The sequence below is a fragment of the Pseudomonas sp. P4795 genome, from assembly GCF_048822895.1.
GTDB lineage: Bacteria > Pseudomonadota > Gammaproteobacteria > Pseudomonadales > Pseudomonadaceae > Aquipseudomonas.
Genome location: NZ_JBMFBT010000011.1, coordinates 1 through 15,318 on the forward strand (window position 1 = coordinate 1; position 15,318 = coordinate 15,318).

The 15,318-nt window shown below is 56.2% G+C and carries 15 protein-coding genes; 10 read left to right on the forward strand and 5 right to left on the reverse strand.

What is annotated here, in order from left to right; translation table 11 throughout:
• Nucleotides 1-220: 220 nt before the first annotated feature.
• Entirely contained in the window at nt 221-3,259 is a 3,039-nt protein-coding gene (locus ACOI8A_RS25150) for an SIR2 family protein (RefSeq protein ID WP_420650933.1), read from the forward strand.
• A 299-nt stretch (nt 3,260-3,558) separates the two neighbouring features.
• On the opposite strand, the gene ACOI8A_RS25155 is transcribed toward ACOI8A_RS25150, so the two are convergent.
• Nucleotides 3,559-3,921 carry a DUF6124 family protein gene (locus tag ACOI8A_RS25155; RefSeq protein ID WP_420650932.1) on the reverse strand — a complete coding sequence of 121 codons (363 nt, stop codon included), beginning with the start codon at nt 3,919-3,921 and terminating at the stop codon, nt 3,559-3,561.
• A gap of 457 nt (nt 3,922-4,378) precedes the next feature.
• On the reverse strand, nt 4,379-4,834 hold the full coding sequence (locus tag ACOI8A_RS25160) for an anti-virulence regulator CigR family protein (RefSeq protein WP_420650931.1): 456 nt from the start codon (nt 4,832-4,834) through the stop codon (nt 4,379-4,381).
• Between the two features lie 172 nt (nt 4,835-5,006).
• On the opposite strand from ACOI8A_RS25160, the gene ACOI8A_RS25165 reads away from it, so the two are divergent.
• Nucleotides 5,007-5,363, forward strand: coding sequence for a DUF7079 family protein (locus ACOI8A_RS25165; RefSeq protein ID WP_420650959.1), 357 nt, complete (start codon nt 5,007-5,009; stop codon nt 5,361-5,363).
• Between the two features lie 146 nt (nt 5,364-5,509).
• Entirely contained in the window at nt 5,510-6,412 is a 903-nt protein-coding gene (locus ACOI8A_RS25170) for a bestrophin family protein (protein WP_420650930.1), read from the forward strand.
• Nucleotides 6,413-6,448: 36 nt separating this feature from the next.
• On the opposite strand, the gene ACOI8A_RS25175 is transcribed toward ACOI8A_RS25170, so the two are convergent.
• Nucleotides 6,449-7,066, reverse strand: coding sequence for a LysE family translocator (locus ACOI8A_RS25175; RefSeq protein WP_420650929.1), 618 nt, complete (start codon nt 7,064-7,066; stop codon nt 6,449-6,451).
• A 239-nt stretch (nt 7,067-7,305) separates the two neighbouring features.
• On the opposite strand from ACOI8A_RS25175, the gene ACOI8A_RS25180 reads away from it, so the two are divergent.
• The 3 genes from ACOI8A_RS25180 to ACOI8A_RS25190 are packed head-to-tail and all read left to right on the forward strand — an operon-like array spanning nt 7,306 to nt 10,257.
• A complete protein-coding gene (locus tag ACOI8A_RS25180) occupies nt 7,306-7,740 on the forward strand; it encodes a hypothetical protein (protein ID WP_420650928.1) in 435 nt (144 codons plus the stop codon).
• The gene (locus tag ACOI8A_RS25185; protein WP_420650927.1) at nt 7,737-9,191 is read left to right on the forward strand and encodes an RAD55 family ATPase; all 1,455 of its coding nucleotides are present in this window, start codon (nt 7,737-7,739) and stop codon (nt 9,189-9,191) included. The genes ACOI8A_RS25180 and ACOI8A_RS25185 overlap by 4 nt, the downstream gene beginning before the upstream one ends.
• Nucleotides 9,192-9,231: 40 nt before the next feature.
• Complete coding sequence (locus tag ACOI8A_RS25190) at nt 9,232-10,257, forward strand: sensor histidine kinase (protein WP_420650926.1); 1,026 nt, start codon at nt 9,232-9,234, stop codon at nt 10,255-10,257.
• A 10-nt stretch (nt 10,258-10,267) separates the two neighbouring features.
• Here the strand turns inward: ACOI8A_RS25190 and ACOI8A_RS25195 are convergent, their stop codons facing one another.
• Nucleotides 10,268-10,969 (reverse strand): tRNA (adenine(22)-N(1))-methyltransferase, encoded by a 702-nt coding sequence (locus ACOI8A_RS25195; RefSeq protein ID WP_420650925.1) that lies wholly within the window; start codon nt 10,967-10,969, stop codon nt 10,268-10,270.
• Nucleotides 10,970-11,176: 207 nt separating this feature from the next.
• On the opposite strand from ACOI8A_RS25195, the gene ACOI8A_RS25200 reads away from it, so the two are divergent.
• The gene (locus tag ACOI8A_RS25200) at nt 11,177-11,710 is read left to right on the forward strand and encodes a hypothetical protein (RefSeq protein ID WP_420650924.1); all 534 of its coding nucleotides are present in this window, start codon (nt 11,177-11,179) and stop codon (nt 11,708-11,710) included.
• A 12-nt stretch (nt 11,711-11,722) separates the two neighbouring features.
• Here the strand turns inward: ACOI8A_RS25200 and ACOI8A_RS25205 are convergent, their stop codons facing one another.
• A complete protein-coding gene (locus tag ACOI8A_RS25205; protein ID WP_420650923.1) occupies nt 11,723-12,940 on the reverse strand; it encodes an MFS transporter in 1,218 nt (405 codons plus the stop codon).
• Between the two features lie 127 nt (nt 12,941-13,067).
• Between ACOI8A_RS25205 and ACOI8A_RS25210 the strand changes: the two genes are divergently transcribed.
• The 3 genes from ACOI8A_RS25210 (at nt 13,068) to ACOI8A_RS25220 (ending at nt 15,307) form a co-directional block, all read left to right on the forward strand.
• On the forward strand, nt 13,068-13,697 hold the full coding sequence (locus ACOI8A_RS25210) for a TetR/AcrR family transcriptional regulator (protein WP_420650922.1): 630 nt from the start codon (nt 13,068-13,070) through the stop codon (nt 13,695-13,697).
• 141 nt (nt 13,698-13,838) lie between these two features.
• Complete coding sequence (locus tag ACOI8A_RS25215) at nt 13,839-14,864, forward strand: alpha/beta hydrolase family protein (RefSeq protein ID WP_420651483.1); 1,026 nt, start codon at nt 13,839-13,841, stop codon at nt 14,862-14,864.
• Nucleotides 14,865-14,896: 32 nt separating this feature from the next.
• The gene (locus ACOI8A_RS25220; protein ID WP_420650920.1) at nt 14,897-15,307 is read left to right on the forward strand and encodes a hypothetical protein; all 411 of its coding nucleotides are present in this window, start codon (nt 14,897-14,899) and stop codon (nt 15,305-15,307) included.
• The last annotated feature ends 11 nt before the right edge of the window (nt 15,308-15,318 follow it).

A 15,318-nucleotide genomic window follows, 5' to 3' on the forward strand; every position in this document is an offset into this window, starting at 1 on the left:
GATAGCTGCCTTCCACCAACGGCGGCTTTGGGTCGGTTTCTGACTCTCGCGACAGGCAGAGATCGGCCATTAGCGGTCATTTGACAATGACTCGAAAATGCTAATCCGACCGTGCATCATGATGCCTGCCACCATCTCGTGTGAATCGGTGCTAGAAATGCCTATGCCTGCGGCTCTCCATGCGTGAGCGCCTAAGCACCTCAAATTGGAAGCTATTACAATGGATATGAACAACACAGCTTTAGGTCTGGAATACGCAAGCAAACGCATCAAGCCAAGCAAAGACACCATCTTGGTCATTGGTACAGGCATGAGTATGGGGCTGACTGATGGGCAACTCCCTCAGTTAGCTTGGACGGGGTTGATTAAAAGCGGATTCCGCTACGCTGTCGAGATTGGGAAAATCCCAGAGGCCAGCGCTGATAACTGGCTCAAGCATTTAGAAGGGACACCCACCACTACCGAGATCCTGCATGTGGCGGGATTTCTGTCCGGTAGCCTGTCCAGCGGAGACGACTACGATTACGCCGCCTGGCTGACAAAAGAGTTCAGTGAGGTCGAAGTTCAAAATGAAGCGCTCGCAAGTACCGTTAGGGCCCTATCTGACGCGGGGGTAAAAATATGCACTCTCAACTATGACTCGCTGCTAGAGAATGTCACCAATCTATCACCCGTTTATATGACCGAGTCAGACGAGGTCATTGAGTGGTTTAAAGGCGAGCGTAAAGGAATTCTTCACCTACACGGCCACTGGAAGAAGCCCGAAACCTGCATACTGAGCAGTGGAGACTATGAGGCCACGATACAAAGCAGTACGCGCAACTTCTTCCAGCAGCACATGACAGTGTTTGAAAACCTTGTGTTCGTAGGTTGCGGCGGCACGTTTGAAGACCCCAATTTCGTCAAGACTCTAGGATGGCTGAGAAAAGAGCTTAAATCGACCAAGCTTTCTACGTTTGCATTAGTCAAAGATTCAGAGGTCACTACCCGCAAAGCTGATCCGGCATGGAAAAATATCGTCGAACCCATCGGCTTCGGTACTAATCATTCGTCTCTGAAGCAATTCCTTGATGGACTGTTCCAGGAGGTTACAAGTCAGAACGTTGGAGCGTACCCAGACCTGCGAGGCAATACTGCTATTCAACTGATGGAGCAAGGACAAAAGACAGCTTCACTGGATGGCATTCATAGCCCGCTCCCCCCGGCACCACAAGCTCGCAGCGTCAGGCATGCGCAGTCATTCCAAGCAGAGCAGATCCTAAATCTCCATAGGCGCTTGTGGTTGGCAGCTGATTGGGGAATGGAAGAAGATGAATTCATTTCTGCATTGATCGCCCGAGTATCAAAAAAACCCAACAAGATCTATTCAGTAAATATTGGTAATTACTCTGACAAAGCGTCCTTCTACCGCCAAATCGAAGAGCTTTTGGGTGCTACATTTGAATCATTCTGCGGCACCTTGTCGCTTATTGACGAGCCTTACCTACTTCTAAGGGACGTTCCGCTCGATACCTGTGACGACAAGGAAAAACTTCAAGCCGATCTGTTAAGCTTGGCAGATATACTTACCTCCTTTTGCCCAAACCTCCGGATGATTTTGATAAGCCGAAACTTGCCTGTCTGGAGAAACGAGGCGGTCGAGTTGACTGCTTTGGATGGCGCGGATACCAGGGCCTACATCGAATCGCACCTTCTCTACCAAGGAGGCCTTGGCAACGATGATTTCACGCAGCTTTACGAACATACTAATGGCGTCCCTCGGATCATCAAGGAAGCGCTGGATAAACTTGTCGTCGCGTCATTGGAAGAGATCATCAGCGAGCGAGGCAGTTCACGCATCAATCTGACGGGGCGCTTTGGTGACTCCATCAAAGCACTGTCAACTGCAAAGGAAATCGAGAAGCGCTATGCATTTTCATTGCTGAAGAGCTTGGCCGCGTTTCCGTACGGCGAATATCTAGACAACATCAAGCGTGTTGATAAATCGAAGAAGTATTCCATTGACCACGTAGTAATCCTTCAACGAGAAGGTTTCATTTATGTGGAGGATCAAGACAGCTTTGGCCACACCGGAATCAGGGGTTCTAAAAAAAGACTCATCGTCACACGCCCCGTCAGACAGTGGCTCGCCCAAGAGACGAAGCCAAGGGAAATTGCCAAGATAAAAAATCAGGCATATCAGCTCTACTTCGGTGAAGACTGGGAGACTCTGAGTCCTAAGCTGCATCATATTTTCAAGGCTAATGACATCAGCGAAAAATCGTCGGAGATCAACAACGCCAAGTATTTTATCGTTGAAGTCTTCGCTGAAGGGAAAGCCAACGAAAGATGGCGTACCGTCGGCATGGAACTCGCCTCGCAGTTCTGCGCTACAGTCAGCAAAAAATCGTACTACAAGGTCGTGCAGGACTTATATATCGCGCTGAGGCCGATGCTTGATAGCTGGGATAAGGATGAAAAATACTGGTTCTTCATTTACTTATGTGCGCAGTCGATTCGGATGGTAGGTGACAAGTCGAATGCTGACGAGGCACTACAAATGCTGCTGGGCTGCCTCGATCATATTGTTCAGCCAAAACTGGTAGGTTCGATCAAGCTGCACATCGCAATGATCTATTCCGGGAGGAAAGCTCAAGCCCAAGCGGTTGATTATGCTACCCAGGCTCAGAAGCTCACCAAAGGCAGCGTGGCGATGCAGGCCGCCCACATCGCGCTCGAGAATAGTGATCTAGCATCCAAGGAAGCTGATATTTCGAAAATTCAATCTAAGGCAAAAACCAAAGCCACCACGCTTTACGCAAATATTGCCTTGGATCGTGCTGATGACCTCGAAGCTTCTGCCAAAGCCGAAATGCTCAAGGAGCTTGTTGAGTACTGTCACGAGCACAAAGATTTGTATAACGAAATACGAGCAACACTCAGCTACGCCGACTCAATCATGACCGTCCGTGGGTCGCTCGATGCCAAGGAGATCTCGACGCTCATCAGCATTTACCACCATCTACACCACGACAACTTGACGCCACTGCATTCAAAATGCCACCGCATCCTGTGGGCCGCCTTTGAAGTAAATAATGACCACATCAATCTACTTCAGCTATTCAAATACAGCTCACTCTACTGGCGATTGCGTGACGAGCAGAAGCCCGAACTAGAAGCGGTGAATAAATTTAAAACTCTTAGTTTCCCAGGGAGCATCCCTGAGCGCGATCCCGCGGTATCGTATTACTACGGAAGACTTGCGACGATTGAGGCCTAGGCTTGTCCTGGGATTGGGGATGCCGAGTCCGTTTAGCAGTCGTAGGCACATTATGTTGTCTGCCGACGCACGACTCCGCGGAAGTTGAGCGCTGGATTGGCGAATACGAAGGAGGGTACAGCTTTCCCGCGCACAACTTCCACAGCAATAGTGTCATTCGTAGATACGGCCAAGCTGTTTAACAGTGTTTAGGTTTGAGAGGCCGCTATTGGCCGAAAGCTGCCTGTGACCAGGCAACTCCGGCCAAGCGAGGGTCAAGTTATGTGATCTCACAGCCCCCTAGACGAGGTGGCAAATGCTCACGCCTTCACCTCAACATTATCCAGCGCCTGATTCACCGCCAATTCCCCCAACATCACCACCTGCGCAATCCCCAGCGCAGTCTTGCGGTGGGCAGGATCCAGCACGGCAGCAAAGTTGTGGAGCATTTCCCCAGCCGAACCGAGAGATTCGCTGGCGTTAGCCAGCAGCGATTCGGTGTCATAGGCTGTATTGGCGATGAACATGGGGTCGTGTTTGTGGTGGCTGCCCATGATGCGTTGCTTGGGTGTCAGGTAATGGTCGAGGGCGCGTTCTGCGGCTTCGTTCAGGGTTTTTGAGTCGGGGAATTGATACGGGGAGACTGGATCGGTTTCTGGAGGATTCGGTGTTGGTTTGATCATGATGAAGCTCCTAACACATTTGAAGGAGGCTTCACCCTTGCGCTACCAAACGAAGGGCGATGGCCATGTACAGGTTGGTAGACCGGGTGTTAGGAACCGGCGCGCCCGAAGACGCCCTGTACATGCCCACCATAGATCCGATTCGAAGACTCGATCGGCAATGATGACGCTGTACATCTAACACCGGGCTACCAAACCCGATCACTGTTTCTCAGTGACCGACCCACAATAGAACCCGCGCCGTAGACGCACAAGCCGGCGGATTCTGGCGTAGTCGTAGGCAAAGGCGCAAGCCGCTGTAGCCTTTAGGAAGTAACGTTTAGTGTCCTTAAACGCCATCGAAAAACCTGATTAAACAAGGCTGGAAGTGAGTCAGGCGTCAGATCACGTCGAAGTCGCGTAATCACACGAATGCTCACCGCTCAGTGCAGAAAAATAAATCTGTCACCATTTCCCACTAATCAAATGCGCCGTTGAGAACTTCATAAATGATTCCGGTCGCCAGCGCGACCAGTATCAAGTCGGTACCGGCCTGCTGCCATTCGTATCCGTCGTAATGAGGCAGTCTGCCGACCAGCCGGCCATCGAGTTTTTTCGCGATCCCGGGTGGAAGCGGTTTCCCCCTCGCAAGATTCTTTTGAATGCCGGGTGGCAACGCTGGGCCTTGGCTCCAGTAGTCTCGATAACCACCGACAATTCCGAGCACGCTACCGCGGTCAATACTCGGCCCATGACTCCGGTCTGCGCCGGCATTTTTGCCCTTGTTTGTATGCGACTTCGAATTGCCTTGGGCTTGGCCGTTTTGCGCTTTTCCCTGACCCTTCCCATTACCAGGATCGGCCAGTGTCGTCACCGAGCCGCAGGCAAGCGCGAGACAAGTAATCGCGGCAAATAACGCGCGAACGTTGGGCATGGTTCGTTCCTTCAGAAGACCGAGGGGTGTCTTTAACCATAGACGCATTTGACGATCCGGCGTCGTTACGCTTGACCTGCAACGACAGCCTTTCACAAACTGGAAAGAAGGTGGCTGCGCGGGCCAAGCAACCGCCGATTCATTGGATGAAGAGCTGAAGGGAATTTTCGCATTGGGACATTTGCTGAGTGAGCCGCAGTTGACCGACGTCAGAGCCGCACTCTCCTGGCCGTTCAACGATTTTGCCGTCGAGTATGACTACATAGCGGATAGCGTAAGAGGCGTCGATCCTGACGTACTTCACGAAATCCTTTATTCAGAGGTCGCACCCGTGTGCTTCACCAACCTTATGACGCCGGTGCCCCCGGTGTGGACGGGCTTCGATCCCGACCTACTCAGAGCCTCGATAGAGGAAAGGCTGGCGGCAAGGGAACGTAACTGGTTTCGCAGGCAGTTTGATAAAGCGTTGGTTCGCTGGCTGAAATACAACTACAGCGACATCTGGAAGGAAATTGCTTCCAGGCTATGAGCGCCTGAACGCGCCGCGTTTAACAGCCATCCGCCGTATCTTCGTCGGCTGCTTCTGCAACGACTCAAGCCGCCAGCGAACCTTTCCCCCAAAAACACCGTCCGAGCTTAGGCATTAATGTTTACCGCTCGCCACGAGGTTTCCGTTTGAAAGCTGCCATCATCAAAAAATACCGTCTGATCGTCAAAACCATGGGTTATGTGGGCTGGGCTTTGTTCTGGTTGTTGCTTTGGGACATCGCCGTAACCGTGGACTTCATGTTGTTTCTCAACGCCAAGATCAACCTGCCGTTGATGCCGCTGACGTTGCTCGGTTCGGCATTGGTGGTGCTGATCAGTTTTCGTAACAGCAGCGCGTATAACCGTTGGTGGGAAGCGCGGACGTTGTGGGGGTCGATGATCAACAATTCGCGCAGCTTCGCCCGGCAGGTGCTGACGTTGCTGGATGACGCTGGCGCCGAGGTCAATCCGGTCAAATCTACTCTGCTGCGCCGCCACGTGGCGTATGTGAATTGCCTCGCGGCGCATCTGCAGGGCCATCCTTGCCCGGATGAAATCCGCGCGTTTATTCCCGCTGACGAATTTGCGCGCAGTGGCACCACCAATAACTTTGCCAACGACATTCTCACCGGCTCAGCGGCGTTGCTGGCGCGGGAGTACAAGGCCGGACGGCTGGACAGCATTCGTCTGGCCCGGCTGGAGTCGACTTTGGTGGATTTGTCCAACAGCCAAGGTGGCATGGAACGGATCGCAAATACGCCGCTGCCCTACCCTTACGTGTATTTTCCGCGGCTGTTTATCTCGCTGTTCTGCCTGATCGTGCCGGTAGGCCTGGTTGAGTCGCTGGGCTGGTACACACCACTGGCCTCGACCGTGGTGGGTTTCATGCTGCTGGCCATCGAACGCATCGGCACCGACCTGCAAAGCCCGTTTCGCCACAGCGAACACCAGATTCAGATGGAAGCCCTGTGCGAAACCATCGAGAAAAACCTGCAATCGATGCAGCGTGATTCTTTGGGGCATGGGCGCAGGCTGGAGGAGCCGGCTTGAGGATTGCGCTGCTGGAATCCGCAGGAGCGGCGCAATCTACCGAACCAACTGCCGAACCCCCAACGACAAAATCAACCCACCACACACCCGGTCAATCGCGGTTTTCCGGCTCCGATAGGCAGACGCAATCTTCGGTTGCGACAGCGCAATCGCCACCAATCCATACCAAATCAGCGAAACCACAACCACCACCGCCAACATCGACAAAAATGTGCCGGTCGAGACATGCGCGGGGGCGGCCGCCGAGAACACTGCGGCGTAGAACGCCATGGATTTAGGGTTTCCGATGTTGGTCACGATGCCCTGAATGAACGATTGACGGCAGCTTCCGTCGACACTCGGCCGCTCAGAGATCGACGCGCCCTGCCCCGACTTGATCAGCAGGCGTAATCCGAACCACATGAGATAGGCCGCGCCGAGCACTTTGACGATCAGTGCCGCCCAGGGAAACGCGGCAAACACGATGCCAACGCCTGCAATGGCACTTGCGCCCCAGAACAGATTGACTAGCACGATACCGGCGACCAGCGCCAACGCCTCCGAACGGCTGGCAGCCACGGCTTTGTGCACGACAGCGACGAAGTTCGGCCCCGGAATCACCACGCCGGCCAGGTAAACCAGAAAAACCGTAACAACAGCGGGTCCATCGATCATGTGCATTCCTTGTAATGACTACGGCTGAGGCGTGCAGCTTAGGCAATTATCGGACGTGCCGTCGAGCGCCTGGCTGACGCGGAAAAAAGCTTGCCCGCAAGCCATGCGCCCGCCAAATCCCGATATATCAAACTAATCCGCAACTACCACTGTCCATCTGCTGCGCACCTCTGGAAAACACCGCTGCATCCACCCCACCCGTGTAGACTCGACGTACACACATCGGAAATCTTTCAGCCATGCCTACGGAAAGCGAAGAGGGCCGCCGGATCGTTGCGTCCCTGGCGCTCCGGGTTGATCACATCGCAGACATCGACCAAGTCGCCGGTGCGATCATTACGTTGCTCCACGACACAAGCGCTGCGCTCGTTCCGGTCATTGGCCCCATAGGGGTCGCTGCACTCTTTCGCCGTAGTCTTAACCTCTGCACCTCTGCGCAGCCACGGCTGGCCGACATTTCTCGGCGCCTCGCAGACCCGCTGGATATGGAGGATTTCAAATCTGTCCTCGTCCAGCAAAATCGAACCGACGTCATTTTCTTTGGCGAAGAATGGTTGAAAGCGCTGTATGCGTTGCTCGCCACGCTGATCGGTAATTCGCTCTGCGCACGTCTGCTTCTGGATGTGTGGGACATCAATTCGAGCGCCCCACCCGCGCAGGAAATCTCGCCATGAGCAGCAAAGTAACAATCAACCGTTTAGCTACGGGCGTACCTGGGCTGGACGAGGTGCTGGGCGGAGGCTTGCCGGAGTTTTCCTTCAACCTGATTGCCGGCCCGCCGGGCTGCGGCAAGACCACGCTGGCGCATCAAATGATGTTCGCCCTGGCCACCCCGGAGCGTCCTGCGCTGTTTTTCACCGTTCTGGGCGAGCCGCCACTGAAAATGCTGCGCTATCAGCAGCAGTTCGACTTCTTCGACAGTGAAACCATTAACAAGTCGGTGCGTTACATCAACCTGGCGGACGACACGCTTGCGGGTGATCTGGACGAAGTGTTGCGCCGTATCGTCATCGAAGTCGAAAAATACTCGCCGGGCCTGGTGTTCGTCGATTCGTTCCGCTCGGTGGTGCTGGCGAGCCAGACTCAGGTCAATCCGAACAACAACCTGCCGCAGTTCGTGCAACAACTGGGCATGTTGATGACCACCTGGCAGGCCACCACGTTCCTGATCGGCGAATACTTCACCGAAACCGACACCAACCCGATTTTCACCGTGGCCGATGGCTTGATCTGGCTGCGTCAGAGCGTCCAGCGCAACTCGATGGTGCGCAAGATGGAAATCATGAAGATGCGCGGCCAGCCGACTCTGCCGGGGCTGCACACCTTCCGGATTGCCAGTTGCGGGATCAAAGTCTTTCCACCTGCCAGCGTGGGTTTGTCCGAAGTGTCGAATCCACCGGCCGAGATGCAAACTGCACGATTGAAACTGGGCGTGCCCGGTATTGACGAAATGCTCGGCGGCGGCCTGCCCCGCGGTTATTCATTGCTGGTTGCCGGACCTTCGGGATCAGGCAAAAGCATCCTCGCCTCGACGTTCCTCGCCGAAGGCGCGCGCAACGGTGAAACCGGGGTCATCGCAGTCTTCGAGCAGCGGCCCAATCACCTGCGCAGTGCTGAGCTGGCCGCGTTGATTCAGAGTGGCAAGGTCGGACTGGTCGAAAGCCACGCGCCCGATCTGTCGATCGATGAGATTGTGCAAATGCTGCTGGACGAGATCCGCCGTCTGGGCGCCACCCGCGTGGTCATCGACTCCCTCTCGGGCTTCGAACTGGCGGTGGCACCGACCTTTCGCGACGACTTCCGCGAATCGTTGTCGCGACTGGTCATCGCCTTGACCGGATATGGTGTTACGGTGTTGATGACCTCCGAACTCGAAGATCGGTATACCGATCTGCGGTTCAGCCCTTACGGTACGGCGTTCCTCACCGATGCGATCATCGTGCAGCGCTATATCGAGGTCGACAGCCGCTTGCTACGCATCATGGGTGTGGTCAAGGTTCGTGCCAGTGCGCATTCGGATGAACTGCGTCTGTATCAGATCGACGACAACGGGTTACAGGTTGGCGAAATGCTCCACGGCCGTGAAGGGTTGTTGGGCGGACGCCCGACTAAAAGCACGTCCTGATGCTCCACGTCTGGGAGACGAATATGACTGAGTGCCTCACATGAGCGAAACCGGTGGCAAGAACGAACGCGAGCTGGCCAACGCCGCCCGCGAGCTCTTGTTGTTGGGCAAAAAAATCATCAACGCCCGGGCGCTGCTGGTAACGCTGGAAAAAGAACTGGTCGACGTCAACAGTGAACTGCGCGACAGCCCGCAAATCGAGCATCTGATCGAGGCCAATCAACAATTGGTCCTGGCGTTGCTCGGGGCGTTGTCGGATCCGGATGCGGCCAATGCCGAGCTGTCCGAGTCCTATCTGGAAACCCTTGAAGCCAACGAGCAACTGGTTCTCGCCGCCCTCAGCGCCCAAGACCTGCAATCACGGGCCGAGCAGGCGTTGGCGCAGCAAAAAAGCGTTCTGGCGAAAGTCGCCCACGAGCTACGCAATCCACTGACCCCGATCAGCATGATTGCCGAACTCATGGTCAAGATGCCGAGCGTTGAGTTGCCACGGATGCGGGCGCTGATCGAAGGCCAGATTCAGCATATGTCGCGCATGGTCGAAGACCTGCTGGATGTGTCGCGCGCCAGCAGCGGCAAGCTGCGCCTGAATTGTTGCGACGTTGATATGGTGCAAGTCATCAACAGTGCAATCGAGACATGCAGTCCGATGATGAGCGCTAAAAACCTGCAGTTGATCACTCATTTCCCCGACGAACCGCTGGTGGTCAACGGTGATGCGGTGCGTCTCGCGCAGATCTTGCACAATCTGCTGACCAACTCGACCAAGTACACGCCGAATGACGGGACGGTCGAGCTGTCTGTTGCATCGGAATCCGACTTGGTGGTGATCCGTATTGTCGATAATGGGATTGGCATTGCCGCGCAGGCCCTGCCGTTCATTTTCGATCCCTATGTACAGGACGTAAGCGCCATCAGTTTCAACGGATCGGGCTTGGGGATTGGTCTGACGGTGGTGCGCGAACTGGTCGAAGCCCACGGCGGCACGGTGATTGGTCGCAGTGAAGGCGAAGGCGAAGGCAAAGGCAGTGAGTTCACTGTGACGTTACCGTTGGCGCGTCCTTGAAGGTCGCTTGTCAGGCTTGACTGAGCAGCTCGCTGATCCATTTGGCCTGTTGCGCCGTCTCCTGCACCTTATCCTCGGGAACGGCCTGCCGCGCCTGAGCGAAGCTGGTCAGGGTTTGCTGCTTGTGCCGCAAGATGTGTTGCCACTTGCTCAAAAACACCTGGCTGCGCGCGAGCATCTGTAGGGGGCCGAAGTACAGCTCTTCAGGGCTGTACGCCACCGGCCCATCGCGCTCGGCAACGATGATTTCATAGTAAAAACGATTTTCCCGCAGCAGCTCTTCAGTGACGATGCGGTAATCGTGTTGCATCAGCCATTGGCGCAAGGGCTGTTCGCCGCCGTTAGGCTGCAGGATCAGGCGCTCGCGCCCACTCAGTCGAGCCTTGCCGGCCTCGAGAATGTCGCGAATCGTCTCGCCTCCCATGCCACAGATGCTGATCGCCGTAATTCCGTCGCCGGGTTCGATTGCCGCCAGACCACTGGCCATACGCACGCTGATCCGCTGCTCAAGATCGTTGTCGCGCACGGTGCGTTGCGCCGCGCGAAACGGCGTCAAGGCCACCTCACCCGCCACCGCCGCCGCAATCGCGCCACGGCGCATCAGCGCCACCGGCAGATAGCCGTGATCCGAACCGATATCAGCCAGCCGCGCATCCGCTGGCACATGCGCCGCCACGCGTTCCAGGCGCATGGACAAAGTGTGTTGATTCAACTGCAGATCCTTTTCACCACGAACGTCCGGCGCTGTGGGCCGGATCGGGGCGCGATTGTGTCGGGCAATGCAGCACATTTCAAATTTATGCGATGAAGGCCGTGGCAGATTGGTCGAACTCTCGCGGATGCCATCAAGCCGTCAGTCGACAACCAGAACAACGGCTGTTTAAATCTATGGCCGCTATTACTCAAGTAAACCTGCCACATGAATGACCTGAACCATCGCATGGCGGCGAGAGCCAACCGAAAAACCCAAGATCTTATCCATGCTCGAAAACTGATCGGGCAGACAGTTACTGCACTGGTACATAATCCGTATTACTTCAACGATCAAATATGCCGGGACGACGCAGGTTCAATTCAGTGGCAGTGCGCTGAGCATTTGACTGTTTCAATGCATACGTTAAGTGATGGCGAGTCTGTAGGTGCAGATTTACTGCCTATCGACACGCCGCCCACCTTTGAGATTGAACCAGGCGCGATCTGTTCCTGGCGAATTGAGTGCCTCCTGACCAGACTTTCAGCAACTCATCTCAAGAACACCGTAATAACCGACGTTCGTGGCATGGTCGACACCAGGCTTGGCCCAAGTAATCACCTCGTAGGTTTCAAAACAGTCTTCAGCACTGAAGATTTCATAATCTTCCTTAATCAGGGTGATCAATCCGTGGTGCTGCTCAACGAGCTACCCGCCGATCTTGAAGGCGTTGTAACTCGCTGGGTGACCACCATTGATTGAATTTTTTACCCGTCAGTGCCCCGCCACCACGGGCTTGCCCGACGCTCGGCGGCCTGCTTTAAAGCCGTGAACCCGCGCCAGCCAGGCAATCGCAAATCCCACCCCGACCAACACCAGCATCGCCCAAGGAAAAGAGGCGACGCCCCACGTGTCGAGCAACACTCCGCCCATCACGCCGCTTCCGGCGATTGCACTGTTCCATGCCACCACATTCAACGACAGCGCCACATCTGCCCCGTCGCCGGCCGCGTCGGCCAGTGCGGTTTGCAGCAACGTCGCCGCGCCACCGAAGCTCAGCCCCCAAACTGCCACGCCCAGATAAATCACCTCAGGCGCGCGCCCGAAAAACCCCAACATGACGCAAACCGCCGCAAATGTTGCAAGGCTCACCAGCACGGTCTTGCGTAACAACGGTTCAACCAGTTTGGCCGTCAGCCAAATCCCCAGCAATGCGGCAATGCCGAACACCAGCAACACCAAATCCACTTGGTCACCCAACCCCGCTGGCACCACGAACGGCGCAATGTAGGTGTAGAGAATGTTGTGCGCCAGCATCCAGCTGATCACTACCGCCAGCACCGGTCGGACACCTGGAGTGGTCAGCACAGTGCGCAGCGACATGCGCTGGTGCGCCGCTTGCGGTGGGTAGTCAGGGACTTTAACCAGCACCCACGCAATCAACACCAGGGTCAGCGCCGACATGATGCCGAAGGTGGTGCGCCAACCCACGAGCCCACCCAGCCAGGTGCCGAGCGGCACGCCCAGCGACAACGCAATCGGTGCACCGACCATGGCCAGTGCCAGCGCCTTGCCCTGTTGATGAGGTTCGACCATGCGCCGCGCGTAACCTGCCAGCAGGCTCCACGCCAGCCCGGCCGCAATCCCGGCACAAAAGCGCGCCACCAACGTCACGCCGTAATGCGATGAGAATGCGGTAATGGAGTTGAACAGCAAGAAACCGACAATGGTCAGCAGCAACACATTGCGCCGGCGCCAACCACGGGTGGCGATGGTCATCGGGATCACCGCCAGCACCGAACCCAGTGCATAAGCAGTGACCATCTGGCCGGCCATCGACGGCGAAATCGCCAAGCCTTCGCTAATCAGTGGCAACAGACCTGCGGGCAGGGTTTCGGTGACGATGCAGATGAAGCCAGTCATCGCCAGCGCGAGCAAGGCTCCGATTGGCAAGCGTTCGGGCGCTGCGGATAAGGTCATTGAGGGGGTCACGGGAGATTCCTTGAAAGCGTATCGCGGATTTAAATACTGATCGATACAAATGTTGCAGGCGATACACCACGTTGTCAACGACTTATGTATCGACTAGTATTTATCTCTTCATCAGAGGAGTGTTGAAATGGCACAAATGGGCCGCCCACGTAACTTCGACCGCGACCAGGCCGTAGAGCAGGCCCTGCTGTTGTTCTGGCAACACGGCTACGACGCCACTTCGCTCGCGCAGTTGAAAAATGGCATGGGCGGCGGGATTTCCGCACCGAGCTTCTATGCGGCGTTCGGCTCCAAAGAAGCGCTGTTTGATGAGTGCGTACAGCGTTATCTGACGACATTTGCCCAAGTCACCGAATGCCTGTGGGACGAGAACCTGCCGCCCCGCCGCGCCATCGAAACCGCACTGCGGCAGTCGGCGCTGATGCAGTGTGAAGATGGACACCCGAAGGGCTGCATGGTCACCCTCGGCGTGATGAGCGCACCCAGCCCGGAAAATGCGCGGGTGGTCGCGGCGCTGTCCCACTCCCGCGCCCGCACTCGCGCGGGGATTCTGGCGTGTGTCGAGCGGGGAATCATTGCCGGTGAACTACCGGGAAACACCCACGCGCACGGCATGGCGACGGTGTTTGACAGTTTCTTGCAGGGCATCTCGATCCTTGCTCGGGACAACACATCGCACGAGGTCATCGATGCGGCGATTACCCAGATAATGCTGACGTGGGACATCGCGGCCTCCGCCATCTCGACGCGTCGATAACCATCGATAACGCAGCGGTTCTGCCTGGCACTAGCCTGTCGCGATACCCCGCTGTTAGCATCGGCGGCAGCGTCGCTCAGGGGCAGACTCGCCTGACGCGTTGCTCCCGATGAGTTGATCCATTCAAGGAAGATAAAAACAATGAAAAAAGCTTTCGCCTCACTCCTTCTGATTTGCCTGACCACCCCCGCATTCGCAGTCGACAGCCCTATCGGCTTTCAGACCACTACCCTGCCGGACGCACAAAACAACCGCCCGCTGGAAATGGTCGTCTGGTACCCCAGCACAACCACCGCTACTCCTGAGTTGATCGCCGACACCATCGTGTTCGTCGGTAACCCTGCTGTGCCCGACGCGCCACCGACTGCGGGCGAACATCCATTGGTGGTGATTTCTCACGGTAACGGCGGTAACTGGATCAACCAGGCGTGGCTGGCCAGCGCGTTGGCCCATAAGGGTTACATTGTGGCGGCGGTCAATCACCCAGGCACCACCAGCAAAGACCGCAGTCCGCAGGCAGCGGCGCAGTTGTGGCAGCGGCCCAACGACATCCGCCGGGCTATCGACGCAGTGACGGCGCAACCGGAAAAGTTTGGCGCCGTTGCCAAGCAACGCATTGCCGTCGTCGGCCATTCGCTCGGAGGCTGGACCGCGCTTGAACTCGCCGGCTCGCGTTTCGATCCAGACCTGTTTGCCAAGGACTGCAAGGTTCATGCGCAATTGTCCGGGTGCATCGCTTACCAAAAAATCAATCCGCCATCGGCACCCATGGCCGCTGACCTGAGCGACAAACGCGTCAGCGCCATCGTCTCGCTGGACCTCGGCCTGTCCCGCGGCTTCACCGATGCGAGCCTTGCGGCCCTGTCGGTGCCAGTACTGGTGATCGGCGCGGGCGTGCCATCGGTAGACCTCCCCGCACAGCTTGAATCCGCCGATCTGGCAAAACGCTTACCCGCAGCGTCGTCGCGCTACGTCGAGATCGCGGACGCCAGCCACTTCACCTTCATGGCCCAATGCAAACCCGGTGCGGTGGAGTTGATCGAAGAATCGTCGCCCGGCGATGGCATCATTTGCGGCGATGCCGAGGGTGGCCGCTCGCGGGAGGTGCTGCAGCAGCAGGTGACTTCGCTGATCACAGAGTTTCTGGCGCACGCACCGCGCGGCTAGATCGGACGTTATTTAAATGGAAGTTATCTGACTTGAACGATCGGCCCCGCCGCCCGAAGTTGATCCTTGTTGCTTTAGCGATCTGCACGACCCTTTGGGGCGCTTCGCAATGGTGGGAAAAGGCGTGGGCGAAACCCGTCCATGCCGCCGACATCAGCCCCAATGGCTGCTACCGAGTTCAGCAATTCAGACCTTACTGGGTTTTGCCAAGCTTCTTCCACCCTAACCCCCACCCTGATGAGATGATGGAAACCCACTGGTTTGTCGGGTGGGAATCTCCGGCGTTTTTCCGCCTGTATAACAATCTCACCGGCGAATTCATCAGCGAAAGCGGCATCTACGATCTCGTTAACTTCGGCGGCAATCTATATTGGGGCAGAAGTGTTTCGGTCGGCATGATCGAGGTTGGCTCTAACCTCCCTGATTGCATGGGCGGTAAGTAACGCTCGACGGT

Bases quoted from the DNA above. Each gene is read 5' to 3' on its own strand.
- ACOI8A_RS25150 (WP_420650933.1), top strand. From the start codon at position 221: ATGGATATGAACAACACAGCTTTAGGTCTGGAATACGCAAGCAAACGC.
- ACOI8A_RS25155 (WP_420650932.1), bottom strand. From the start codon at position 3,921: ATGATCAAACCAACACCGAATCCTCCAGAAACCGATCCAGTCTCCCCG.
- ACOI8A_RS25160 (WP_420650931.1), bottom strand. From the start codon at position 4,834: ATGCCCAACGTTCGCGCGTTATTTGCCGCGATTACTTGTCTCGCGCTT.
- ACOI8A_RS25175 (WP_420650929.1), bottom strand. From the start codon at position 7,066: ATGATCGATGGACCCGCTGTTGTTACGGTTTTTCTGGTTTACCTGGCC.
- ACOI8A_RS25180 (WP_420650928.1), top strand. From the start codon at position 7,306: ATGCCTACGGAAAGCGAAGAGGGCCGCCGGATCGTTGCGTCCCTGGCG.
- ACOI8A_RS25185 (WP_420650927.1), top strand. From the start codon at position 7,737: ATGAGCAGCAAAGTAACAATCAACCGTTTAGCTACGGGCGTACCTGGG.
- ACOI8A_RS25190 (WP_420650926.1), top strand. From the start codon at position 9,232: ATGAGCGAAACCGGTGGCAAGAACGAACGCGAGCTGGCCAACGCCGCC.
- ACOI8A_RS25200 (WP_420650924.1), top strand. From the start codon at position 11,177: ATGAATGACCTGAACCATCGCATGGCGGCGAGAGCCAACCGAAAAACC.
- ACOI8A_RS25210 (WP_420650922.1), top strand. From the start codon at position 13,068: ATGGCACAAATGGGCCGCCCACGTAACTTCGACCGCGACCAGGCCGTA.
- ACOI8A_RS25215 (WP_420651483.1), top strand. From the start codon at position 13,839: ATGAAAAAAGCTTTCGCCTCACTCCTTCTGATTTGCCTGACCACCCCC.